Consider the following 22688-nt stretch of genomic DNA (forward strand, 5'->3'; position numbering starts at 1 on the left):
ATATTCACTTTACTTGTCCCGCTACATGCAGACAACATTTTTACTTAAAACTTTATTATATCAAAAAATATTTAATTCTTGTCTGCAGAACTCCGGATGTTATTAAGCCGATCGTTCAAGCGTCAATTGATACGACGCTGACTATTTCTGTTATAATTGGTGCCAATAATGAACGATGGAGGGCTTATTAATGACAGATAGATTAGATACATTACTGAAGGAACTGAAAGAACATGATTTAGAAAGTATGCTGGTCACTTCCGCAGCTAACTTTTACTATTTAAGCAACTATTATACCAATCCCCATGAACGTTTGATTGCTGTTTATATCAGTCTGCACCACGATCCACTGCTCATTTTGCCAGCGATGGAACAGGAAGATGCTAAACATGCCGGCTGGAAGTATGAAATGATTGCCTATAGTGACGGGGAGGATCCATTGAAATTATTTCACCAGTATCTGATTCGTAATGATAGTATTCCCCAATCCATTGCCGTTGAGCGGAATCATTTGACAATGGAACGTTTTGCACAAGTGCAGACAGTACTCCCCCAAGCTTCAGTTAGCGATGCACAGGACATACTTGCTCATTTAAGGGTTATTAAAAGTAGCCAAGAGTACGCCCTCCTTCGAGAAGCGGCAGCACTGGCTGATTTCGGTGTGGAAACAGGGGTGAAGGCGATAAAAGAAGGCGTCAGCGAACTTGAAATCATAGCAAAAATCGAATACGAAATGAAAAAACAAGGTGTCCAGCAAATGTCTTTTTCCACCATGGCGCTATCCGGGACAAAAACCGCATCACCTCATGGAACGCCATCGTTAAAAACCATTGAAAACGGTGATCTGGTGTTATTTGATCTTGGTGTCGTCTATGGTGGATATTGTTCCGATACAACCCGAACGGTCGCCTATAAATCCATAACACCCGAACAACAAAAGATTTACCAAACAGTGCTGGAAGCAGAAACCAAAGCCATTGATGCATCCATTATAGGTACAGCGGTCGGCGATATCGACCTAGCTGCCCGTAGTCACATTGAACAAGCAGAATACGGCAACTATTTCACGCACCGAATTGGGCATGGGTTGGGAATTGAAACCCATGAATACCCATCCATGCACAGCCGGAACAAACTCCCTCTTGCCCCAGGCATGTGCTATACCATCGAACCAGGAATTTACGTGCCAGGAAAAGGCGGTGTTCGGATAGAAGATATGATTTTCATGACAGACGAAGGTGCAGAAACATTAACCAAATTTCCGAAAGACCTACAAATAGTCGAATAACCGGGAGAGGGGGGGATCCCCCTATTATACCTCTCCATGCCTAAGTGATTCTATCACGAAGCTTCTATCTGCGTTTGTCAGTTCCCCACCATAAACATATTCCTATCGTTCCCCCCTTCAATCTCCACATCTGCTGGAATTTGCAGATAAAGCAATTCTGTACTAAACAAACGCCCCTCTTCTTTATACATCCATGGGGAGGATTCCCTTTCCCCGGTCATTTCCTTAGTTGAAACACCAAATCCAACTTCCTCATCAATAGAAGCCAGCCACCCCTTTTGTGTAAACTGCCGGATAGGAAATTCCTTCTGGAACACCGATACATCTATCCGTTTCCGATCCGGTGTTTCAATGGCTAAGGTACGTCCATTCACCTTCACATGTGTCTTTGGTAGGAATCCGGTCGTCATATCGATACCATCAATGACAAATGGTGTGACATAGAGTGCCGCTTCTACAACTCCATCATTCGCCTTTTTACGCTTAACAGCAATATTATTTAAATTCTCTTCCCCCCGAATAACTAGACGCAATTTCTTCTCTTTCGTTTCCAGGTTCCATTGATCCACAAGATAATCATCTAGCATGTTAATCGATCCGGTAACTTGCGGGATCATATACAAGTCTGGCAGTTTTTCCTTGTCAAATGTCCGGTACCGCGATGCATCCGAATCACCCTCAAGGGGCAAAATAAATGATAAACCGAACGAGATCAAAAGCACAAGTAAATAACCCGGAAATAACCAACGCCTGACTATCCCTGATAGCTTATCAGATTTAGCAAGACGCATACCTATAAAGAGAAACAAGCCAGTTACAGCTAACAAGAGAACAATGGGAATAATGCTAAATAGAACGTTAGTCATGTTCTAACCTCCTTTTGCCGAAGCAAAGCAAATGAACCGGCAAACAGTAACACAGCTGTCATCAGTGTTTTCAAAAGAAAGAGCAGCATATTTGTTTCTCCGACAAAAAACGCATACACTTTCAAGGTTATTGGTGAGCCGTTACCCATCCAACCGTTGAGCAGCAAGCCTCCAACTGCTAATACAGGAATAATCACAATAAATAACCGGTGGAGCTGAACAACATTACCAATCAAGTAGCCTAATGCACAAAACATCAACACATAAAGAGCAACCGCAACAATACTGAGCAAAAGCTCTATAAGCGTTGCCGATTCACCAACCATACCGGCAAACGTCCCTTGATCCGACGTCCAAAAAAGGATAACTCGAAGTAAATAACCTGCCAATGTTGCTGTCAGCCCACCAATGACACTCGCCGTTACCAAAAATAACATATTGGAAAGATGCTGACTTTGCCGGTTCGTAACAAATAGAAAGTCATCTTCCCTGTAGGCTTGCGTCGTCATAGTGATTGCATTGATGAACCCCCACAGAAAAGTAAATATAATAACAAGATCACCGGAATACGTGTTCAGGTACGCGTCCACTCCATAGCTGCCAGCACTGCTTGTCATAACACCACCGGAAGAAAAAAACAGCGCGAGCAGCTGTAACACGGCAAGCGAAGTGAATACTTGATGATACGAAGTCAGTTTGTAACGATATTGTTTGAGAACCACTTGTGCCATCGTCACTTTATTGAAGGACATCATCAATCCCTCCTTTCGTTTTGGCAGTCAGATGAATGCAAACATCACCCGCGTTAACCGGTACTGTTTTAATACCTATTTTCTCAGCCTGCTCAATTGGAAAATCTTTTTTTACAACGGCCTTCATCATCCCGGGAGCAGGCTGCTTTTTAGCAAGCACCGTTTTATCATGTAGCCATTGTCCGACGACAGCAGCAGGACCGATCAGGCTGACCGCATACGCTTTTAAATCATCCATTGGCATATGTAACACTTGTTGCCCCTCATCTATTAAAAGTACGTCTTCCAGAAGATGGTCCATCTCATCCAGATAATGACTGGAAATTAAAATCGTACGCGGATGAGCCAAGTAATCCTTTAACAGCACCCGATAAAAATCTTTTCTAACCGCGGCGTCCATACCGGTCGTTGGCTCATCGAAAATCGTCAATGTGCAGCGAGTTGCCAACCCAAATATCATGTTAAATGTCGTCTTTTTCCCTTTTGACAATTGTTTATGACGCTGATTTGGATGAAAAGAAAAATAGTCAAACAAGTTCTTGGCAAACGTCATATCCCAATCAGCATAAAAACGTTCCCCCTCCTTCAGCAGTTCACCAAGCGTCAACGCATCAGGAAATACCATCTGATCATCAATAAAAATACTGTTGGCTGATACGTACAGACTGTTAAAGGGATGTTCAGAAAACACGTTCACCCTCCCCGTTGTTTCTTTAATATAACCGGCGAGGATTTTTAACAGCGTTGTTTTTCCAGCTCCGTTTCTTCCTATCACGCCGGTAATGGTATTCGATTTTATGTGCATCGTTAAGTCATCAATAGCACGCATTCCTTTGTATGTTTTGGTTAAACCTGTCGTTTCTATGACGTTCATGCTTTTTCCCCCCTCTGTTCATCAATCATGTGCTTGAGCATATCCATTAATTCCTCGTCATCGATTCGCAAGTGCGTTGCTTCTGTTACCACGTCTCGAAGCATTCGTGTTAATGTATCATTTTTTCGTTTTTCACGAATGGTGGACACCGCGTCATCTGTCACAAATTTTCCCAATCCCCGTTTGTTGTATAAAACCTGTTCATCGTAAAGCATATTTAATCCTTTGGCAGCGGTGGCCGGATTAATATTGAACATATCCGCCAACGTATATTGGGAATGGACTTTATCATGAGGTTGGAAATGCCCATTCAATATTTGATTTTCCAGCCATTCGGCAATTTGAGTATAAATAGGTTTCGACCCTTCCATCTCAACCATTGGGCATGTACCCCTTCCTCTGCAGACCTAGTACATTAGTTGTGTAATTCACTAGTGCTCCATTTCAGTATAATGGGTTCTTAAATGAACGTCAACATGAAAACATTCGCATTAAAACCCCTTCAACTAAATGGGAGACAACGTAAAACAGTATCTTAGAAAGCCGCTGAAGTAAAAAATCCACCCTTTAAAGGGTAGATTTTTTAAACATTTACTTCTTCTGATTGTTATACGTGTGGATGCTTCTGTTGTTAGCGAGCTTATTTTTGTCTTCAATGACCCCGCTCTGATAACTTTCAAATAATTGGTTTTGAACAGCTGCGATACCATCTTTATCTTCCGTAAATTTTTTGTTTTTCTTTCCCATTGCTACCACCTCCATGCTTAGTATGTTCACAGAAACGTCATGCAATCCATTTTTGATTTTCCAATTTCGGTAATTTTGATTGTAAATTAGCTAAGAAGGGTATTAGAATAGTAAGAAAAGGGAGGGTTGAAGATGGATTTTGAATATAAGCAAATTGTCGTTGCAGTGGATGGCTCAGAAGCTTCCGAAAAAGCATTTTACAAAGCGCTGGATATCGTCCGGCGGAATGATGCACGGCTGATTCTCGCACATGTCGTTGACTCACGTACATTTGCTACAGCAGAAGCTTATGACCGAACACTTGCAGAGCGTGCCGAAGAATATGCCAAAGAATTAGTTGACAGTTATGTTGAAATTGCCAAAAATGCAGGAATAACGAATTTGGTACGATGTGTAGAATATGGGTCTCCAAAGGTTAAAATTGCCAAAGACATCGCCGAAACCTTTGAAGCTGATCTGATTGTTTGTGGAGCAACCGGAATGGGTGCGGTTGAACGGTTTCTTATTGGTAGTGTTTCGGAAAACATAACACGGCATGCCAATTGCGACGTGCTGGTTGTCCGCTAACACGTTTAAGACGTAAGAAAAAGCTGAAATCGCGCGAATTAAAACGCTATATCGCGCAACTTCAGCTTTCCTTTTTCAATTCCCCAACAATATGAGATATCTCCGGGATTACCAGTTTATTCATTGCTAAGCGCACCGCTCCAGATGAGCCAGGTGTGGCAAGGATTGCGGTATTGCCAATTGTCCCACCGACAGCTCTCGACAAAATTGCTGCCGACCCGATATCCTCCGTATAACTGAGCATTCGAAAAATCTCCCCAAATCCAGGCATTTCCTTATCAAACATAGGTTCTACCGTTTCAATGGTTACGTCCCGATGCGCGATACCTGTTCCGCCATTCATTAAAATGACGTCAATCTCATCGTTTTCACAACCAGCACTAACCATATTCCGAATCGAACTGCTTTCATCCGGAATGATCTCTTTGGTTTTAACACGATGACCAGCATCTTCCAAGAGTGTCACCATTAGGTTACCACTCTTATCTGTTTCGGCAGTTCGTGTATCACTTACTGTCACTACCATGCAATTGACTTGTTCATAATTCCGTTTGTGTTCTTCAACAGACAAGAAATCCCTCCTTAAGCTTTGCCGGTTAGTCGGACTGTATCCCGAGCAATCACAACCTCTTCATTCGTAGGAATCACCATTACTTTGACGGGTGAGTGCGGATAATTGATGAATGCTTCCTTTCCACGAATGTTGTTGCGCGAAGGATCCCAATAGACACCCATGAATTCCAGACCTGTTAGCACTTTTTCTCGGACGACATCACTGTTTTCGCCAACACCGGCCGTAAAAATGATTGCATCTACACCGGACATTCTAGCAGCATAAGATCCAAGATATTTGTGAATTCGGGCTGCGAAGACTTCGAGGGCAAGCTCTGCACGCTCATCTTCATCTGCTTTTTGTTCAATATCACGTAAGTCACTGGAAAAACCAGATAAGGCAAGCATACCACTTTTTTTGTTTAAAACGTTGATCACTTCATCTGCAGTCTTACCGGTTTTCTCCATGATAAATGGGATGAGCGCTGGATCAATATTTCCCGACCTTGTTCCCATTGTTACCCCAGCTAATGGTGTGAACCCCATCGATGTATCAATCGATCGTCCTTTATCAATGGCTGCAATGCTGGCACCATTTCCTAAATGACAAGATATAAGGCGCAACTGGTCAATCGGCACCCCCATCATTTCGGACGCACGTTGAGAAACATACTTATGGGAGGTTCCATGAAAACCGTACTTGCGAATGCCATATTTTTCGTAATACTCGTATGGCAGGCTATACAAATAGGACTTCTCAGGCATTGTCTGGTGAAATGCCGTATCAAACACACCAACCATTGGAATATCTGGAAGAATCTCACGAAATGCATGAATACCAGTTAAGTTAGCCGGATTATGCAAAGGAGCTAAATCAGAAATATCTTCAATTTGCTGGACCACTTCATCCGTGATTAGTACAGAATCACTGAACCGTTCCCCTCCATGAACAATCCGATGTCCAACCGCGTCGATTTCTTCCATCGTTTGAATGACTCCAGATGCTGTTAACTTGTCAAGCAACAGTTTGACTGCAGCCTCGTGATCTGGGATATCAGAAACATTTTTATTTTTTTCTTCGTTAACCTCTATTGTAAAAACCGATTCAGGCAAGCCAATCCGCTCAACCAACCCTTTTGCCTGCACTCGTTCTTCGGGCATGCGAATTAACTGAAATTTTAAAGATGAACTGCCGGCATTTATTGCTAATATATTGGACATCCTTTTGTCTCCCTTCATGCTGTTAGAGATTTATATTTGTTGAGAACCAGGAATTCATTTGCGCCAAGATATCATTCATTGCTTTCGTATTTTTAAATGATGGGACCTGAACAAGCAATGGTTGTCTGACCGCGGACGTATTAGAACCTTTCTTCTGTAGAATAAGAATACTTTTTCTGTTTTTTTCAGATTTAAATGCTGTTTCCGGTAGTTGTAGCACCCCAACAATATGTGCCTTTTCCTGCAAATACGCATGCAGTTTATCTGACTGATCACTGTCAAACAGAAACTCAGGAATGACAAAAATCAAGTAGCCACCAGGTACCGTATAATTTATACTTTGTTCAATAAACAAATGGTGTGAATAGGAATATCCTTCGTCTGCCTTTAGTTCATAGTCATTAGCACTTATGTCGTCCGGGTAATAACCAACAGGCAAATCGCTGATAACTAAATCAACTGGGTCTAGGAGAAATGGACGCAGACTGTCCTGATGGAAAAATTCAACCTCTCTCTTCTGCAGGTTGGCATTCATAACAGCAAGTTTAATTAGTGTCGTATCTACTTCGCTTGCATAAACAGCCCCAACGTTCTCTAACTGCTCCCAAACAGCCATTAACAAGTTACCCGTTCCACTAGCAGGGTCAAACATACGGATTTTTTCCTTTCCACCTGTCAATTTCCCTGCCAGGTAACCTACGAATAAAGCAACGGTTTCCGGCGTCATCAGATGCTGCTGTTGTGTCGCACCCTTCATTCCTTTCAGAATTGCCAATTGAAGTGCCTTCCGGATTTGTGTGGTTTCATATTCTTTAACATTGAAATCATTTATGAGGCTTTGTAATTTTTCCTTTAATTGTTCATCGATACCATCAAGCGGATTTTGATAAAACATGATCTCAAGTGTTAAAACTAGACTATCCAAATAGGTTTCATTCTCATAATGTTGAACAGTTTCAGTTATATTATCAATTTGTTCAAATAATAATTCCACATCCGTTTTTTCCATCTTGCAAATCCCCCGATCTTTTGTCTAAAAGCGTATCTATTGTACCAAAGGACCAAAGGGATTGTACATCATAACAGGTCTTCACTCAGATACAGGGAATGTAGTTATCCACAGCAATCACCATATTGCCTTTCGCACAAAAAGCTCTCCCGCCACGTCCAAAGCAAGAGAGGGTCAGTGAAAGTGGCAGTTCCTCACTTACACCTTAGCTCGTCCCATGAGTCGGAAGTGAGGGATTTTTACTGCCAGTTGCACTCTGCGTAAAGGTCCGTTATTCTGCTTTTTGTGCTTCTTCTAATGCACGATCATAGTCAGGATGATTGGTTACCTCGCTTACATATTCCACATATGTCACCAAGTCATTTGAATCAACTACGAAAATAGCCCGTGCAAGCAAACGAAGTTCTTTTATCAGGACACCATATTTTTCACCGAAGTCAGCATCGCGGTGATCAGATAATGTATCCAGATTTTTGATACCATTTGCTGCACACCAGCGTGACTGAGCAAAAGGTAAGTCCATACTTATAGTCAACACTTGTACATTATCAAGCTTATCAGCCTCTTCATTGAATCGCCGTGTTTCTTCAGCACATACACCCGTGTCAACAGATGGAACAGCGGCAATCAATTTAACTTGACCTTTATAGTCATTTAGCGTAACTTCCTGAAGATCATTGGACAATACCGTGAAATTCGGGGCCTGATCACCAGCAGTGATTTCATTCCCCAGAAGTGTCACCGGATCGTTATTAAATGTAACATTTGCCATAATAAATTAATCCTCCCATTTCCTTGATTCTATTTTTATTATGAATCGGCTTTTAATATATGTCCAACGATAACCTTCTTGAATTTGTTACGATTATTTGAACTAAATATCATACTGAAGGCCGTCTTCTTCCTCATCGGATTGCTGATCATTCTGTTTACGATCCTGTTTTCCCTGACGTTTTTTATCCTTTTCCTGTTTCTTAGCTTCATCATCATTATTTGATTTAGATTGTTGTTTTATTTTTTCCTGTAGTCCGGACTCTTTTAACAGCTGTTGAATTTTATCAACCGCTTTCGGAGCAACATCCATCATTTTTTCGTATATATGCGTACTTTCATCTAAGTGAATCATTTTCATACCTTTTTGACTTATAATCAAAAAAGCAATAGGAGTAATGGAAACACCGCCCCCGCTACCACCACCGAATGGCAACGATTCGCCCCCACTAGAGTCACCTTGATCACCGGAAGTGAATTCACTTCCCCCTGCTGCAAATCCGAAGCCAAGCTTTGAAACTGGAATAATTACCGTGCCATCCGGTGATTCAACCGGATCACCAATTATCGTGTTAACCTCTATCATGTCTTTCAAATTTTCCATTGCCGTTGTCATCAAACCCTGAATTGGATGTTCATCCATGATAAATCCTCCTTATTACGTGATCGCTTCCCGTTTTCCAGGAAGTTTCCGGATAAATTTCAAGAATGCATAGATAGCTTGCCCAACCCTAATTGTTATCATGCAATCAAAGACGGAGCTAATTTTTCGTTGATTAAAAAAAGGTGTCACAACAATGGAAGGTTCCGTTACAAGCGTGCTTTTGGAAGTGAGTAATCCGATTACCATTCCTTTCATCCCCCATATACCCCCAGTAACCATCCCGGTTGTATCAGCTTTTCCGGTGCCTACGTCCGTCTTCCACGATATGCTATGGAACCGAATTCGTTTTAATACAACTGATACTGCTGTGTTTACATCTTTCATTTTTTCCGAAAAATTTTTACTGAATTTATGTATGATTGTTAGCGTCTCTTGGAAAGATTGTTCTGGCACGGGTTCCTCCGTTAAGTCAATTGAACGCTTCATGAGTCGTATTCTATACAAATAGACAGCTAAATAAAGAGTTTGCTCCTCTTGATTTAGTGTGACAGAACAAACAATTTTTAAGTTTGAATATAAAAGTATCATACACACAATAAGAAAAACGATGATTATTAAACCAATTATCATGTTCCCACCTCATGAGCTTATTTTCCCGTAAAATTCCTCACTTATACCGTCTTTCCATCTATATTGGGATATTCTATGAAAAAATGGTAAACTTAAAATAAGAATGAATAAATTGGAAGGTGAAACAAATGAGCCAACGAAACAATATATATTTTTTCTATACACATAAGGATCATCTTGACGAAAAGCTTCAACAGTTATTTGAACTGGCTCGGGAAAATAACTTCAATATTGTGGACCACCCGGATCAAGCAAACATCATTGTTAGTGTAGGAGGGGATGGAGCATTTCTGCAGGCTGTACGTACGACAGGTTTCCGTCAGGATTGTTTATATACCGGCATTACTCATTCAAATGAATCCGGTTTATATTGTGACTTTAACCTGGACAACTTCGATGAAATGCTTGATACCATTATTCATGAAGAACTAGAGGTTCGTCGCTTCCCAGTTATCAACGTACTGATCAATGGGGAATCAGCGTTTCATTGCCTAAATGAAGTAAGCATCCGTTCCACTATCATAAAAACAATTGTCATGGATGTTTACATTGATGATATGCATTTTGAAACTTTTCGTGGTGACGGGCTGATTGTTGCAACACCGACTGGAAGCACTGGTTACAACAAATCCACTCAAGGGGCTATTGTCGATCCTAAACTTCCATGCTTTCAGGTATCTGAAATTGCATCACTTAACAATAACCGATACAGAACATTGGGTTCATCATTCATCTTAAACAAAGACCGTACATTAACATTACAAATAGTCCAAGACGGGAATGATTATCCAATTATCGGGATGGATAATGAAGCCTACTCCATCCGCAATATTAAGGATTTGACTGTCACCTTAAGTGATAACGTCATTAAAACGGTCAAACTAAAAAATAATTCCTACTGGGATCGTGTGAAACGGACCTTCTTATAGTACGGGCCTAGCGTACCTAATTAATACGGGCTACCCCCGAAAGGATAGCCCGAAGCCATTTCTGTATAATTTTTTATTGTGGCATATTACCGCCAAATTGTTGTTCTGCTGTGTTTACAAGGCGTTTTGTGATTTCCCCGCCAACAGACCCGTTTGCGCGGGAAGTAGTATCAGCACCAAGTTGAACACCAAATTCTTGTGCAATTTCAGTTTTCATTTGGTTTAGTGCTTGTTCCGCACCAGGCACTACTAATTGGTTTGAACTGTTGTTGCTTGGCATTCTTCATCACCTCCTTGGTACCCTTATGTTGTGTACCGGGAGGCTTTTTTAAACTGGTAACTACTGTTAATTTGTTATCTCTTCAAAATAAATCATTAAATGCTTCCTCCATGTCCGCCTTGCCGGTCAATGTGACAACTTCAATGCCATTTACAGCTTCCTCAATTAAATCTGAAAAATTAGCCTGTGACTCGAATTGATTAACTTTCTCTCTTGAGGGCCTTGTTTTTGGTGATTTAGGAACAAAAATGGTACAGCAATCTTCATATGGCCGAATGGAAATATCGTACGTATCAATGGTTTTGGAGATCTTAATTATATCATCCTTATCCATAGCAACTAACGGCCGTAAAATCGGATAATTGGTTACTTCATTAATCGCATTCATGCTTTCCATCGTCTGACTTGCAACCTGTCCAAGGCTTTCACCGGTTGTCATTGATAAAATTGATTCATTTCTGCAAACATATTCACTGATACGCAGCATCATCCGGCGCATAATGGTCATCGCATAATTTTCTGGCATTTCTCGGAAAATGTGCTGCTGTACGTTGGTAAACGGTACAACGTGAACCTTTATCTTATTTCCGTAGTGTGTTAGTTTTTCCGCCAGATCCAACACCTTTTGCTTGGCTCTGTCACTTGTGAACGGGGGCGAATGAAAGTGGATTGCTTCTACTTGTACCCCACGTTTCATAGCCAAAAAGCCTGCAACCGGGCTGTCGATACCTCCAGATAAAAGAAGCAATGTCTTACCGGAAGATCCAACTGGCAGTCCTCCAAGCCCCTGTACGACACTGGAAGTTATATAGGTCGCTTCTTTTCGTATTTCAACACTCAGTTCCAAATCTGGTTCATGAACATCAACGGAGAAGCCGGATGTGTGACTTAATAAATATGCGCCCAGTATCCGGTTCATTTGCTGCGACCGTATTGGGAAGTCTTTATCTATTCGCTTTACCGATACTTTAAACGTACGGATATCACGTTCATTTTGCAACGCCCACAGTGCAGCCGCCTTGATTTGCTCTTCATCGTTTTGTACTTTAACAGCCAGACTCAGACTCTGGATACCAAATACATTTTGGCATTTCTTAATAATTGCATCGGGATCATGTCCGTTCAGTAAAATAAACATTCGCCCCTGTGTCCGTTTCACTGTTGTTTTCGGAAAATCTCGTAGCTGCCGTTTCAGATTGTTCTGAAGCTGTATAATAAAACTTTTTCTGTTCTTGCCTTTTAACGCCATTTCGCCATAGCGGATTAATATGTGGTCATATTGCATACTATCTACTCCAGTACTGCTTTTAATTGCTTGATAGCCTTTTCCAACTCACGTAAGAAGGTATCAATTTCAGTTTTAGTGGTGTCATACGACAGACTAATTCTTAATGCTGATGTGGAACGTTCCCCACTGTGACCGCATGCTGCAAGTATTTTACTTTCGTCCGTTTGTTTTGATGAACAAGCAGATTTCGTCGAGATATAAATCCCCTGCTCACCAAGTATATGAATCAGTACTTCCGGTTTTAAACCGGGGACCGATATATTCATGATATGCGGGGCTGCCTGTTCAGGCGTATTGATGAAGATACCATCCATTGCGCTAAGTTTTTGCCGAATAAGTGTCTGCAATTCAGACATATGCCTAATTCCGGCAGTTTCTCGTTCTTTCATTAGCCGCAGTGCTTTTACCATCGATACAACACCTGCAAGATTTTCAGTCCCCGACCGGCGCGACTGCTCTTGGCCACCACCATGAAAAAGCGGGAAAAGCGTCGTGCCTTCCCTCACATAAAGGATCCCTGTTCCTTTTAGTCCGTGCAGCTTGTGTCCTGAAATGGTACATAGGTCAATTCCACTGTCTCCGAGATCGAGCGGAACCTTACCCATTCCTTGAACATGATCAACATGAAAAAATAATTTTGGATGCTGTTTGGCAATTTCACCAATTTGCTCAACAGGTTGAATAGATCCAATCTCGTTATTCACGTGGATGACACTGATTAGAATGGTATCGTCTGTAATCGCCTTCTGTAATTCGTCGACAGATACAACACCAGTCTCGTCCACCGGCAAATACGTTACAGTAAACCCTAATTGCTCCAAGCTGTTAAACGCTTCATAAACAGACGGGTGCTCTACTTGGGTGGTGATAATGTGGCCGCCCCGCTTCCGATGTTCCAGCGATATTCCCTTGATAGCAAGGTTGTTACCCTCCGTACCTCCAGCGGTAAAAACTAGCTCATCAGGTCGAACACGCATTAGCTGTGCCGCTTGCTCCTTTGATCGCTGCAGTAATTTTTCCGCTTCCCCTCCAAGCTGATGGATACTGGAAGGATTAGCAAAAAAACGCTCGGATACCTGTTGAAAACTTTGTAACACTTGAGTGTCAGGTTTTGTCGTTGCACTGTTATCCAAATAAATCATTGACATAACTCCTTGTCCCTAGCTTATCCAAGTAGAGCTTAAAAAACGAAGCAAGGCTGGTTCAAAGTAGAAGAATAATCGTTATTCTTCCCATTGAAGGCAGCCCTCTCAGTCATTTTAAATAGTGTTGTTTCAGTAGAACTCTATGGACTTTTTAGTTAACAGCTTTCTGAAATGATTCAATCCGTTTCAGAGAACCCGGGTCTACCTCTTCTACAGCTCTAGCTGCCTGATCGAGTGCAAGATCATATTCGTACGAACGAAATAGGCGCTCTGCTTCAGATAGCTTAGCAGCAAGCGCTGGATATTGACTTCGGTACCGGTTGGCATATTGGATTACCTGTTCGGTTAAATAAGCTTGATCAAGCATAACGTCAGTCTGTTCGATTACGCCTTCAACTGCCGTTTCTGCCTCTGACAACACTTGTTGAACCTCTGTGATATCCAGCGGCTGTTTTTCAAGTGTTTTGAACACCCGGTTGTTTTTCATAGCAGCTTCTTCCATTTTGTCCCATATATAACTTGGAATTCCTGGTATATTGCTTTTCTTCAGTTTCCGATTTACATTATACAGTTCATTTTTCATTTCCGCCAGCTTTGCCTTCGCTTCCGTCTCATCTTTTCGCAAGTTATGGATACGTTCTTTGAATGCTTCGTGTTTCTCCTGCAGTGCATCAAGTTCCTGAAATCCTTTTTCAAGCTCATCACGCAATTGTGAATGTGCTGTGTTGTCTTTTTCTAGTCCGTCTGTAATTTCTTCCAGCCGATTTCGCAGCTGTACAATTGACTTGTCTAGGGATAGGTATTTCTCCATATCACTGTCTTCAACATAATAGGTCTGTTTCAATGTTTCCATATCTTCCTTGGTTAGATTGAATTTATCTTCTAATGAATACAATGCATCCCGGTAATTGGTTATCTTTGTTTCCACATAATTTTTGGCAAGGGCTTCCTTTTCGAGAAGCTGATACATTTCATCGATTCGCTCATCAATTTCCGGAATGAGTTCATTCGCCTGAGCCATATCCCCTTTTTCCAATAAATTCTTGCAGTCAATAAGACGGCGTTGATAATCATGTATTTCTTTTTCAAAACCAAGATGCTCAACCCTATAGCCGTCCTGCTTCATTTCCCTTAAGCCTTTGACAAGTTCATCAAGTTGTTCAGGCAGTTCCTTTTTACATTTGTGATAGGTGTCGGGAAATGCTTCAATTTCCGTTTGCAGTGCGTCCAGTTTCTGTTTGACGTTATCAGCTAATTCCCTAGCCTTTGAATAATCACCAGATTCAACTAGGTCATCATAGTGACTCAATTCTTCTTCAAGTTCGTCAATCTCAACCTCAAACCTTACATCCGCTTTTCCGAATGAAAAACGATTATGTATAAGGTACTTTCGCAACGATTTAATATCAGGTCCTATTTGCTCAACTTCTTTTCGTGCTGACTCCTCTGAGTTCATTAACTGATCCAGTTCTGTAAGCATATTTTCGATATCTTTCTCTATCCGTCGCAGTGTCTGCTCCGCATAACGTAATGTTTTTTTGGCACTGGAAAAACGGTACCTATCCGCCGCTTCTTCCGCATCAAACAAATACTCTTCAATATCCGGAAGTTCTTTGGCAATAATCTGCTCCCAGCGATCTCTCCACGATTCAAACTTCTCCTGTGTCTCGCCAGAAAGATTAAGCTGTTTAATCCGCCCTAATTCCGACGCAACATTCCGATTCATAATGTCCATTTTCCACGTTTCCAAGCGGTCAACGACATCATAAACCTTTTTTCGCATAATCAATCCAATAATAATTAATGCTATGACAGCCAATATAGTTCCAATAACGTATGCCATTAAAATGCCTCCTGAACAATTTCACGAAATAAGAGGATTCTTATTGTAAATAAACTAGTTTATCATTTTAGAACGAGTGTATTAATAATGCTATGATACCATGTTATTGGCATTTTTGGCTAAAAAAATCCAAATTAATTAATGATACGACAAAATTTCACCCTAATACTGATTTACGTTTACGCTATACTGTATTATAGAATATATTTCTTATCTCGCCCCTTCTTTTTTCTCCTGGACAACAAAGTCAAGCCATTTTTCCACAGTACGAGTATAATTATTCACAAATTGATGGTGGGAAAAGTCACCTACTACCTTGTCCTTCCACTCATTCTGCATCACGTATGGGGTGGTCAGCATCCCTTTAAATTGCATTAGTAAAAATTGATTTTCCAAGTTTTGTTTCTTTGGATTCGGAAAGATATTATAAAATGCGTTGCTGATTAAATAATTTTCTTTAGCAAGATAAGTAACGGTCATCTCCCTTACAAATACCGAATCAAGCGAAAGCTCGCGATGGATGAAACATGATAATTGATGGTGTTCCTGTTTGTAATGTATAATAACTTCAACAATCTTTTTCAATTTTTCAAGCGGGGGCATTGATTCATTTTCCTCGAGACACATTTCAATGGTTTCCAAATACGCTTCATAATATTGCGTAACAGCATGTTCAAGGAGCCCTTGTTTACTTTTAAAATAATAACTGATTAATGAAACGTTTACAGTGGCCTTATCAGCTATATCACGTACAGATGTTCCATGGAAACCATTCTGGAAAAATAACGATGATGCTGCATCAATCACTTTCTGTTTCGTTGAATTTTTTTTCATTCATACTCAACTCCTTACCTACTTCTTACGACGAAACAAGAAATATTCCTGCCGTTATCGCTCGACAATTGTCGCAAACTTCGTCGAATGAACGACTATTTTTAGAAAGGATGGAAATGTTTATGTTTCAGGCAACTGCCTATTCGGGTGACAAAACAAAAGATTACGAGCTCCTTATCAAACAATTACAGGCGCTTTCCGAGGGAGAAACGGATACGATTGCTATTTTATCGAATGCATCCGCACTATTAAACCAATTTCTTGATGATGTGAACTGGGTCGGCTTTTATTTATGGAAGAATGATGAATTAGTACTCGGACCATTCCAAGGTCTTCCCGCATGCATCCGGATCCCTTATGGTAAAGGCGTCTGTGGCAGTGCAATTAAAGAACAGAAGACACAAAGGGTCCCGGATGTATCAGCGTTTCCGGGTCATATTGCTTGTGACAGTGCAAGTAGGTCTGAAATTGTCGTACCATTGATTATAGATGGGACAATTTTTGGCGTCCTTGATATTGACAGCCCTAGTACCAATCGATTTGATGAAACAGACCAATTCTACTTGGACAAATTTGCAGAGTCATTGAAAAGCTACATTCGCTTGTGAAGTTGTAGTTTGTTTTCAATCATAGATAGCTACCAGTTACACACGAGATAAAATTTGGTTGATTTCAAAAATGCTTCAAACTCGCCGGTCTCATTTTTTATTGTATGGGCCGGCACTTTTCTTGCAACGTCAGATAGTATAAATGTTGGAAGACCTTATAAGCTTCGGTACTCGCTATAAGGCGAGGTGAGTGCCTGGTTTTTCTTACAAACTCAAGAAAATATGATTGACTTACTGTTTGATAGCTTATATACTAATGGTTGTGTAAAATAAAAAGGTAGCCTTTGTGAACCGACTTTGCCCCATTTTGTTCCTCTTAATATAAAGGTTCAAAAGAAAGAGGTGTATCGTGTAACTCTCTGCTGCTGGAGCGAAGATACATGAAAACAAAATGGACAATGATCAGGAACACGGTCGTTTATTTTATACAAATAAACTATATAAAGGAGGAAATGTCCTATGGCACGATTTACAGGATCAGACTGGAAAAAATCACGCCGCCTCGGCATTTCATTAACTGGAACGGGCAAGGAACTGGATAAACGTCCTTACGCTCCAGGACAGCACGGACCTAATCAGCGTAAAAAAGTCTCTGAATATGGTATGCAGCTACAAGAAAAACAAAAACTGCGCTTTATGTATGGGTTGAACGAACGTCAATTCCTCAACCTGTTTACACAAGCTGGTAAAATGAAAGGTGTTCACGGTGAGAACTTCATGATTCTACTTGAATCTCGCTTGGACAATATCGTTTACCGCCTTGGGTTGGCACGTACACGTCGTCAAGCTCGCCAACTGGTCAACCATGGTCACGTTACAGTTGATGGCGGACGCGTGGATATCCCATCTTATAGCGTGAAGCCCGGACAGGTAATTGGTCTGCGTGAACGTTCGCAAAACCTTGACATCATTGAAGAAGCAATTGAAGTAAACAACTTCGTACCTGAATATCTGACATTTGATGAAGATAAAAAAGAAGGAACATATTCACGGTACCCTGAACGTTCCGAACTACCAGCTGAAATTAATGAAGCGCTTATCGTTGAGTACTACTCCCGTTAAGACGAAAAAAGACGAGCCATTTGCTCGTCTTTTTTTGTATCTAATCAACCTTCGCACCAAGATATATAATACGACGCAACTTGGTAGAGTGTTAAACCGTCGCGGTAAAGGTAGTGCTCGTTGCTTTCCGTGCTTATTAGTCTTATATGTTCATTTCAAGCTCGAAAGTTTAATTATTTATAACTAATTAAAAAGTATTTCTTTTTCCCGCGCCGGATAATCGTGAATTTATCCCCGATACGGGCAGATGCATCTACTACACATTGTAGATCCTGTTGGCGTTCACCATTGATATAAATAGCGCCATTTTTAATATCTTCTCTTGCCTGACGTTTAGATGATGAAATCGATGCACTGACGAGGAGATCAATCAGACCAATATCCGCTTTAGCAGTTTCATACGTTGGCACATCTTTAAATCCCTGTTCAATATCACTGACAGAAAGATCTTGCAAATTACCACTAAACAGTGCATTCGTTATTTTCTGTGCTTGCTGCAAATCCTCCTTACTATGAACCATCATCGTCATTTCTTCAGCGAGTCGCCTTTGCGCCTGTCGTTTTTCCGGATGATTTTCCAGTTCTTTTTGCAGTTCATCGAGTTCGTCTTGTTCCAGAAATGTAAAGTACTGCAAAAACTTCATGACATCACGGTCATCCGTGTTGATCCAGAACTGATAAAACTCGTATGGTGTTGTTTTTTCCGGATCAAGCCATATGGCACCGCCGGCTGTTTTACCGAACTTGCTACCGTCTGCTTTTGTGATTAGTGGTACAGTCAGGCCAAATACATTGATTTCTTCCTCTTCATTTTCTCGAGAGCGACGAATGAGCTCCATACCAGCTGTAATATTGCCCCATTGGTCACTACCACCAATTTGCAAAGTGCAGTTTTCCTGTTCGTACAGTTTCATAAAATCAAGTGACTGTAAGATCATGTAGCTGAACTCCGTATAAGAGATGCCTTGTTCTATCCGAGCTGATACCGATTCTTTGCCCAGCATATAGTTAATCCCAAAATGTTTACCAGCATCCCGGAGAAAGTCAATTATTGTCATGTTACCCAGCCAGTCATGATTATTCCGTGCGCGCGCTGCATTGGATCCATTATCAAAATTAAGCAGCTTTGCCAATTGTTGTCTAATCTTTTCACTGTATCCGTGAACTACTTTTGCTTCATTTAAAGAACGCTCAGCAGAACGGCCACTCGGATCACCAATCATTCCTGTTCCCCCACCAATTAACGCAATCGGTTTATGTCCAGCTCGCTGAAACCGTTTCAACATGATAATCGGAAGTAAATGCCCAATATGCAGGCTGTCGGCTGTTGGGTCAAATCCACAGTACAAGGTCACCTGATTTTCATTTAAATGCTTTTGTAATCCTTCCCTGTCTGTTGTTTGTTGAATGAGGCCGCGTTTTTCCAAATCCTGTAAAATGTCCATTGCTTTCACTCCTATTTTATATTTGTAAAATAAAAAAACGCCCCTTGCATAAGCTAAGGGACGAGTATGTACTCGCGGTACCACCCTTGTTGCACACATATACTTGTGCCACTTTGGGATAAATAACGGTGATGCCACCGTCTTCTTCGGTAACAGTCCAATTCGACCTAGTAATCTTCCTGCTCCAAAAGAAGAAAGCTCGAGATTGTAATTCGCCTGCAAATATATACTGGCTTCCACCAACCGCCAGTTCTCTATAACAGGGATTCGCACAGCTACTCCGATCCTTCAACGCATTTGATATATTCTTATTAACTATTCATATCATATCTGTAATATAAATGCAATATTTGACCAACAAATTTTTATACAACGACTTCTGCTGCTATGCTATAATAGGCATGATTCAGGGGAGGTTATACAGTGAAATTCAAGCAATTTTTGCAAACATGTATACATAAAATTAAATCGTTTTTTAAAAAACTGCGTGAACATCCGTATTCAAAAAAAGCGATCTCGGTCTGGAAAACAGGTAAAATACAGCAATCATCACGAATTGGTTATGATGTCATCTGGAATATCGTTTTATTTTTCTTGATTATTGGTGTTATTGGTGCTTTCTTTGCAGGCGGTGTCGGTGCTGGCTATTTCGCATCACTTGTGAAAGATGAACCGATACGGGATTACGAGAACATGGAACAAAACATTTATAACTATGAGGAAACATCATCACTTTATTTTGCCAATGATAAGTATATTGGCGATGTCCGATCAGATTTATACCGCCAGGAGGTAACACTGAAGAATGTTTCAGAAAACCTTAAAAACGCCGTTATTGCTACAGAGGATGAGTATTTTAACGAGCATAATGGGATTGTACCAAAAGCAATCGTACGTGCACTTGTCCAGCAAGCAACAAACGCACCAATGCAATCCGGCGGAAGTACACTGACCCAGCAACTTGTTAAAAATCAGATATTGACAAATGAGGTATCGTTCGAGCGAAAGGCAAAAGAAATTTTAATAGCGATGCGATTAGAACGCTTTTTTGACAAAGACGAAATACTGGAAGCGTATCTGAATGTTGTCCCATATGGTCGTGACGCTTCAGGTGGCAACATTGCTGGAATTCAAACCGCTGCACAGGGAATATTTGGTATTGATGCTTCGGAAGTAAACTTAGCTCAGGCAGCATATCTGGCTGGCCTGCCGCAAAGTCCGTCCTATTACACCCCTTTCAAGAACAGTGGGGGGTTAAAAGGCGAAGAAGGTATACAGCCAGGACTTAATCGAATGAAATCAGTATTAGAGAGAATGCATGAGGCTGGGTACATAACTAAAGCCCAATTTGAAAATGCACTGAGCTATGACATTACGACAGACTTTACCGATGAATCACCATCTCCTGTTGAAAAATATCCGTATCTAACGGTTATGGCCCAACAACGTGCCAAAGGGATTATCCAAGAACACTTAGCCAAAGAAGATGGCTATACAATGGAAGACCTGCAGAATGACGATAAATTAATGGAAGATTATGCGATACGCGCCGACCGCGCTCTAAGACAGAATGGTTATGAAATCCACACAACCATTGATAAAAAAACGCATGATACATTTCAAAAGATTGTTCAGAATTACGAACATTTTGGACCGGACTGGACAGGCTATGTGACAGATAAAGAAACTGGTAGAAAGAAAAAAATTACTCAGCAAATCCAAACAGGCGGCATTCTAATTGAGAATAAAACCGGCCGGATTATCGGTTTCGTAGGCGGACGGAATTCTAATAAAGACAGTCAGTTTAATTTTGCCTTTCAATCCAAACGGTCAAACGGCAGTACCATGAAGCCAATACTCACGTACGCACCAGCCTTTGAGCAAGGTGTTATCCAACCGGGAACACCGATAGCCGACGTCAGAAAAACTTACTCCACTCCTAGTGGCGGTTACACACCACACAATTATGGCGGTGGATACCACGGGATCGTTCCAGCCCGGAAGGCACTTTATAACTCGTATAACATACCGGCCATTAAAATCTATGACAAAATCAGAGGTCAGGATCCAGTCAGCGAATTTTTGGAACCTATGGGAATAACGTCAATACGCGACAATGAATATACGCATCTTTCACTCGGTATAGGTGGAACGACTGATGGCGTGTCTGTTGAAGAAAATGTCAATGCATTTGCGACATTTGCTAATCAGGGAAAGTTTGTCGATGCTCATTTAATAGAACAAATTACCGACAAAGAAGGCAATGTCGTATTCGAGTATAATCCAGATCCAGTCGACGTATTTTCTCCGCAGACAGCCTATCTCACAGTGGATGTTATGCGTGATGTAATCGACCGCGGGACAGCGACCTACTTGCAATCACAGCTAAAATATAATCATGTTGACTGGGCAGGCAAAACCGGTACATCACAGAATTATAAAGACGCCTGGTTCGTCGGGGTAAACCCGAATGTATCCATGGGTGTCTGGATTGGTTACAGGAAAGGAAAAAATATTCGATGTCCGTCCTGCTCCTTAAGCTACAGTCAGCGTAATGAGAAGCTGTGGGCCCAATTAGTTAACGCAGCGTCTGACATAAACCCGGAACTGATGGCACCCGAGCAGAAATTTGAACGACCAGGTGGAATTGTGACACGTAGCTATTGTGCCATCTCTGGAAAGCTTCCTTCAGATCTTTGCAAAGAAGCTGGACTGATTAAAACGGATATTTTCAATGCCAAATATGTGCCAACAGAAAAAGATGACAGCCTGATAAGAGGTTCGTATGTAATTGTTGATGGAAAGGCTGTCTTAGCAGCGGAAAACACGCCTAAAGAGTTTGTTGAAGGTGATGGGATTACATTTAATCCGGAATTTCTGAAACGAAAAGGCTATGACCAGCTCAATAATCCCTCCACCTTATTCCCAAGCACTAACCGAAAAGCATGGGAAAAGATAGGCTTGCCACAATCAGATGTCAGTAACAAGGTGGTTGAAAACGATGGTAAGAAACCATCCGCTCCTGGGGCTGTTAAAGCTTCCGGCAGTAAATTAACCTGGAACCAATCAAGCAGCAGCGATGTTGTCGGCTACCGTATTTATCAGGCTAAAAAGCCAAATAGTTCCTTTAGACTTATCGGAAACACAACCGGAACAAAGTTTACCTTTACAGATAAAAAAGCGGTATACCGGGTTAAAGCGGTGGATTATTTCGGACTTGAATCAGCAGCTTCCAAAGAGGTACTTGTTGGTGACTTTTCTAAATCGGAAAACGAAAAGTCCGGTCATAGTAATAACGCCGCCGAGGGCAATAAGCAGAATGAGAATGCAAATAAAAATTCCGAATCAGAGAAGCAATAACGAAGAGAAAAAT

The 22688-nt window shown here is 41.2% G+C and carries 23 protein-coding genes and 1 other annotated feature; of the genes, 6 read left to right on the forward strand and 17 right to left on the reverse strand.

The features are described from left to right. The first annotated feature begins 190 nt into the window (after positions 1-190). Positions 191-1288 (forward strand): M24 family metallopeptidase, encoded by a 1098-nt coding sequence (locus tag FFL34_RS02880; RefSeq protein ID WP_138601198.1) that lies wholly within the window; start codon positions 191-193, stop codon positions 1286-1288. 77 nt (positions 1289-1365) lie between these two features. Here the strand turns inward: FFL34_RS02880 and FFL34_RS02885 are convergent, their stop codons facing one another. From FFL34_RS02885 to FFL34_RS18120, 5 genes are all read right to left on the reverse strand, one after another. Then, positions 1366-2154, reverse strand: coding sequence for a hypothetical protein (locus FFL34_RS02885; RefSeq protein WP_138601201.1), 789 nt, complete (start codon positions 2152-2154; stop codon positions 1366-1368). Next, on the reverse strand, positions 2151-2906 hold the full coding sequence (locus FFL34_RS02890) for a hypothetical protein (RefSeq protein ID WP_138601203.1): 756 nt from the start codon (positions 2904-2906) through the stop codon (positions 2151-2153). The genes FFL34_RS02885 and FFL34_RS02890 overlap by 4 nt, the downstream gene beginning before the upstream one ends. After that, positions 2893-3780: an ATP-binding cassette domain-containing protein gene (locus tag FFL34_RS02895; protein WP_138601204.1), complete on the reverse strand. Its 888-nt coding sequence runs from the start codon at positions 3778-3780 to the stop codon at positions 2893-2895. Before FFL34_RS02895 ends, FFL34_RS02890 begins: the two co-directional genes overlap by 14 nt. Then, positions 3777-4160, reverse strand: a complete 384-nt coding sequence (locus tag FFL34_RS02900) for a GntR family transcriptional regulator (RefSeq protein ID WP_138601206.1) — start codon at positions 4158-4160, stop codon at positions 3777-3779. The genes FFL34_RS02895 and FFL34_RS02900 overlap by 4 nt, the downstream gene beginning before the upstream one ends. A 211-nt stretch (positions 4161-4371) precedes the next feature. Then, positions 4372-4527, reverse strand: coding sequence for a hypothetical protein (locus tag FFL34_RS18120; RefSeq protein WP_171046248.1), 156 nt, complete (start codon positions 4525-4527; stop codon positions 4372-4374). Between the two features lie 132 nt (positions 4528-4659). On the opposite strand from FFL34_RS18120, the gene FFL34_RS02905 reads away from it, so the two are divergent. Next, positions 4660-5094, forward strand: coding sequence for a universal stress protein (locus FFL34_RS02905; protein ID WP_138601208.1), 435 nt, complete (start codon positions 4660-4662; stop codon positions 5092-5094). Positions 5095-5155: 61 nt separating this feature from the next. Here FFL34_RS02905 and FFL34_RS02910 read toward each other — a convergent pair whose 3' ends face one another. The 6 genes from FFL34_RS02910 to FFL34_RS02935 form a co-directional block, all read right to left on the reverse strand. After that, the gene (locus tag FFL34_RS02910) at positions 5156-5665 is read right to left on the reverse strand and encodes a MogA/MoaB family molybdenum cofactor biosynthesis protein (protein WP_138601210.1); all 510 of its coding nucleotides are present in this window, start codon (positions 5663-5665) and stop codon (positions 5156-5158) included. A gap of 11 nt (positions 5666-5676) precedes the next feature. Further along, complete coding sequence (locus tag FFL34_RS02915; protein WP_138601212.1) at positions 5677-6867, reverse strand: acetate kinase; 1191 nt, start codon at positions 6865-6867, stop codon at positions 5677-5679. Between the two features lie 22 nt (positions 6868-6889). Continuing rightward, a complete protein-coding gene (locus FFL34_RS02920) occupies positions 6890-7876 on the reverse strand; it encodes a class I SAM-dependent methyltransferase (RefSeq protein ID WP_138601215.1) in 987 nt (328 codons plus the stop codon). Between the two features lie 271 nt (positions 7877-8147). Continuing rightward, the gene (gene tpx, locus FFL34_RS02925) at positions 8148-8648 is read right to left on the reverse strand and encodes a thiol peroxidase (protein WP_138601217.1); all 501 of its coding nucleotides are present in this window, start codon (positions 8646-8648) and stop codon (positions 8148-8150) included. Positions 8649-8750: 102 nt separating this feature from the next. Continuing rightward, entirely contained in the window at positions 8751-9290 is a 540-nt protein-coding gene (ytfJ, locus tag FFL34_RS02930) for a GerW family sporulation protein (RefSeq protein ID WP_138601220.1), read from the reverse strand. A gap of 15 nt (positions 9291-9305) precedes the next feature. After that, positions 9306-9704: a DUF2953 domain-containing protein gene (locus FFL34_RS02935; protein ID WP_171046249.1), complete on the reverse strand. Its 399-nt coding sequence runs from the start codon at positions 9702-9704 to the stop codon at positions 9306-9308. Between the two features lie 305 nt (positions 9705-10009). Between FFL34_RS02935 and FFL34_RS02940 the strand changes: the two genes are divergently transcribed. Then, on the forward strand, positions 10010-10810 hold the full coding sequence (locus FFL34_RS02940) for an NAD kinase (RefSeq protein ID WP_138601226.1): 801 nt from the start codon (positions 10010-10012) through the stop codon (positions 10808-10810). A 73-nt stretch (positions 10811-10883) separates the two neighbouring features. Here FFL34_RS02940 and FFL34_RS02945 read toward each other — a convergent pair whose 3' ends face one another. The 5 genes from FFL34_RS02945 to refZ form a co-directional block, all read right to left on the reverse strand. Further along, positions 10884-11090, reverse strand: coding sequence for an alpha/beta-type small acid-soluble spore protein (locus FFL34_RS02945; protein WP_090081903.1), 207 nt, complete (start codon positions 11088-11090; stop codon positions 10884-10886). A gap of 82 nt (positions 11091-11172) precedes the next feature. Further along, a complete protein-coding gene (gene thiI, locus FFL34_RS02950; protein WP_138601229.1) occupies positions 11173-12375 on the reverse strand; it encodes a tRNA uracil 4-sulfurtransferase ThiI in 1203 nt (400 codons plus the stop codon). A 5-nt stretch (positions 12376-12380) separates the two neighbouring features. Further along, positions 12381-13520 (reverse strand): cysteine desulfurase family protein, encoded by a 1140-nt coding sequence (locus tag FFL34_RS02955; RefSeq protein WP_138601232.1) that lies wholly within the window; start codon positions 13518-13520, stop codon positions 12381-12383. 154 nt (positions 13521-13674) lie between these two features. After that, the gene (gene ezrA / locus FFL34_RS02960; protein WP_138601235.1) at positions 13675-15366 is read right to left on the reverse strand and encodes a septation ring formation regulator EzrA; all 1692 of its coding nucleotides are present in this window, start codon (positions 15364-15366) and stop codon (positions 13675-13677) included. A gap of 210 nt (positions 15367-15576) precedes the next feature. After that, entirely contained in the window at positions 15577-16200 is a 624-nt protein-coding gene (refZ, locus tag FFL34_RS02965) for a forespore capture DNA-binding protein RefZ (protein WP_138601238.1), read from the reverse strand. 122 nt (positions 16201-16322) lie between these two features. On the opposite strand from refZ, the gene FFL34_RS02970 reads away from it, so the two are divergent. After that, positions 16323-16808 carry a GAF domain-containing protein gene (locus FFL34_RS02970; protein ID WP_138601241.1) on the forward strand — a complete coding sequence of 162 codons (486 nt, stop codon included), beginning with the start codon at positions 16323-16325 and terminating at the stop codon, positions 16806-16808. Positions 16809-17267: 459 nt separating this feature from the next. Then, positions 17268-17870 carry a 30S ribosomal protein S4 gene (gene rpsD, locus FFL34_RS02975; RefSeq protein WP_138601244.1) on the forward strand — a complete coding sequence of 201 codons (603 nt, stop codon included), beginning with the start codon at positions 17268-17270 and terminating at the stop codon, positions 17868-17870. A gap of 173 nt (positions 17871-18043) precedes the next feature. On the opposite strand, the gene tyrS is transcribed toward rpsD, so the two are convergent. Next, positions 18044-19315 (reverse strand): tyrosine--tRNA ligase, encoded by a 1272-nt coding sequence (tyrS, locus tag FFL34_RS02980; protein WP_138601247.1) that lies wholly within the window; start codon positions 19313-19315, stop codon positions 18044-18046. 53 nt (positions 19316-19368) lie between these two features. Further along, positions 19369-19616, reverse strand: a binding site (T-box leader). Between the two features lie 122 nt (positions 19617-19738). On the opposite strand from tyrS, the gene FFL34_RS02985 reads away from it, so the two are divergent. Further along, positions 19739-22675, forward strand: coding sequence for a transglycosylase domain-containing protein (locus FFL34_RS02985; RefSeq protein ID WP_138601250.1), 2937 nt, complete (start codon positions 19739-19741; stop codon positions 22673-22675). Positions 22676-22688 lie beyond the last annotated feature (13 nt).

The organism is Lentibacillus cibarius (assembly GCF_005887555.1).
Taxonomy (GTDB): Bacteria; Bacillota; Bacilli; order Bacillales; family Amphibacillaceae; genus Lentibacillus; species Lentibacillus cibarius.

Bases quoted from the DNA above. Each gene is read 5' to 3' on its own strand.
- FFL34_RS02880 (WP_138601198.1), top strand. From the start codon at position 191: ATGACAGATAGATTAGATACATTACTGAAGGAACTGAAAGAACATGAT.
- FFL34_RS02885 (WP_138601201.1), bottom strand. From the start codon at position 2,154: ATGACTAACGTTCTATTTAGCATTATTCCCATTGTTCTCTTGTTAGCT.
- FFL34_RS02890 (WP_138601203.1), bottom strand. From the start codon at position 2,906: ATGTCCTTCAATAAAGTGACGATGGCACAAGTGGTTCTCAAACAATAT.
- FFL34_RS02895 (WP_138601204.1), bottom strand. From the start codon at position 3,780: ATGAACGTCATAGAAACGACAGGTTTAACCAAAACATACAAAGGAATG.
- FFL34_RS02900 (WP_138601206.1), bottom strand. From the start codon at position 4,160: ATGGTTGAGATGGAAGGGTCGAAACCTATTTATACTCAAATTGCCGAA.
- FFL34_RS18120 (WP_171046248.1), bottom strand. From the start codon at position 4,527: ATGGGAAAGAAAAACAAAAAATTTACGGAAGATAAAGATGGTATCGCA.
- FFL34_RS02905 (WP_138601208.1), top strand. From the start codon at position 4,660: ATGGATTTTGAATATAAGCAAATTGTCGTTGCAGTGGATGGCTCAGAA.
- FFL34_RS02915 (WP_138601212.1), bottom strand. From the start codon at position 6,867: ATGTCCAATATATTAGCAATAAATGCCGGCAGTTCATCTTTAAAATTT.
- FFL34_RS02920 (WP_138601215.1), bottom strand. From the start codon at position 7,876: ATGGAAAAAACGGATGTGGAATTATTATTTGAACAAATTGATAATATA.
- tpx (WP_138601217.1), bottom strand. From the start codon at position 8,648: ATGGCAAATGTTACATTTAATAACGATCCGGTGACACTTCTGGGGAAT.
- ytfJ (WP_138601220.1), bottom strand. From the start codon at position 9,290: ATGGATGAACATCCAATTCAGGGTTTGATGACAACGGCAATGGAAAAT.
- FFL34_RS02940 (WP_138601226.1), top strand. From the start codon at position 10,010: ATGAGCCAACGAAACAATATATATTTTTTCTATACACATAAGGATCAT.
- FFL34_RS02945 (WP_090081903.1), bottom strand. From the start codon at position 11,090: ATGCCAAGCAACAACAGTTCAAACCAATTAGTAGTGCCTGGTGCGGAA.
- thiI (WP_138601229.1), bottom strand. From the start codon at position 12,375: ATGCAATATGACCACATATTAATCCGCTATGGCGAAATGGCGTTAAAA.
- FFL34_RS02955 (WP_138601232.1), bottom strand. From the start codon at position 13,520: ATGATTTATTTGGATAACAGTGCAACGACAAAACCTGACACTCAAGTG.
- ezrA (WP_138601235.1), bottom strand. From the start codon at position 15,366: ATGGCATACGTTATTGGAACTATATTGGCTGTCATAGCATTAATTATT.
- refZ (WP_138601238.1), bottom strand. From the start codon at position 16,200: ATGAAAAAAAATTCAACGAAACAGAAAGTGATTGATGCAGCATCATCG.
- FFL34_RS02970 (WP_138601241.1), top strand. From the start codon at position 16,323: ATGTTTCAGGCAACTGCCTATTCGGGTGACAAAACAAAAGATTACGAG.
- rpsD (WP_138601244.1), top strand. From the start codon at position 17,268: ATGGCACGATTTACAGGATCAGACTGGAAAAAATCACGCCGCCTCGGC.
- tyrS (WP_138601247.1), bottom strand. From the start codon at position 19,315: ATGGACATTTTACAGGATTTGGAAAAACGCGGCCTCATTCAACAAACA.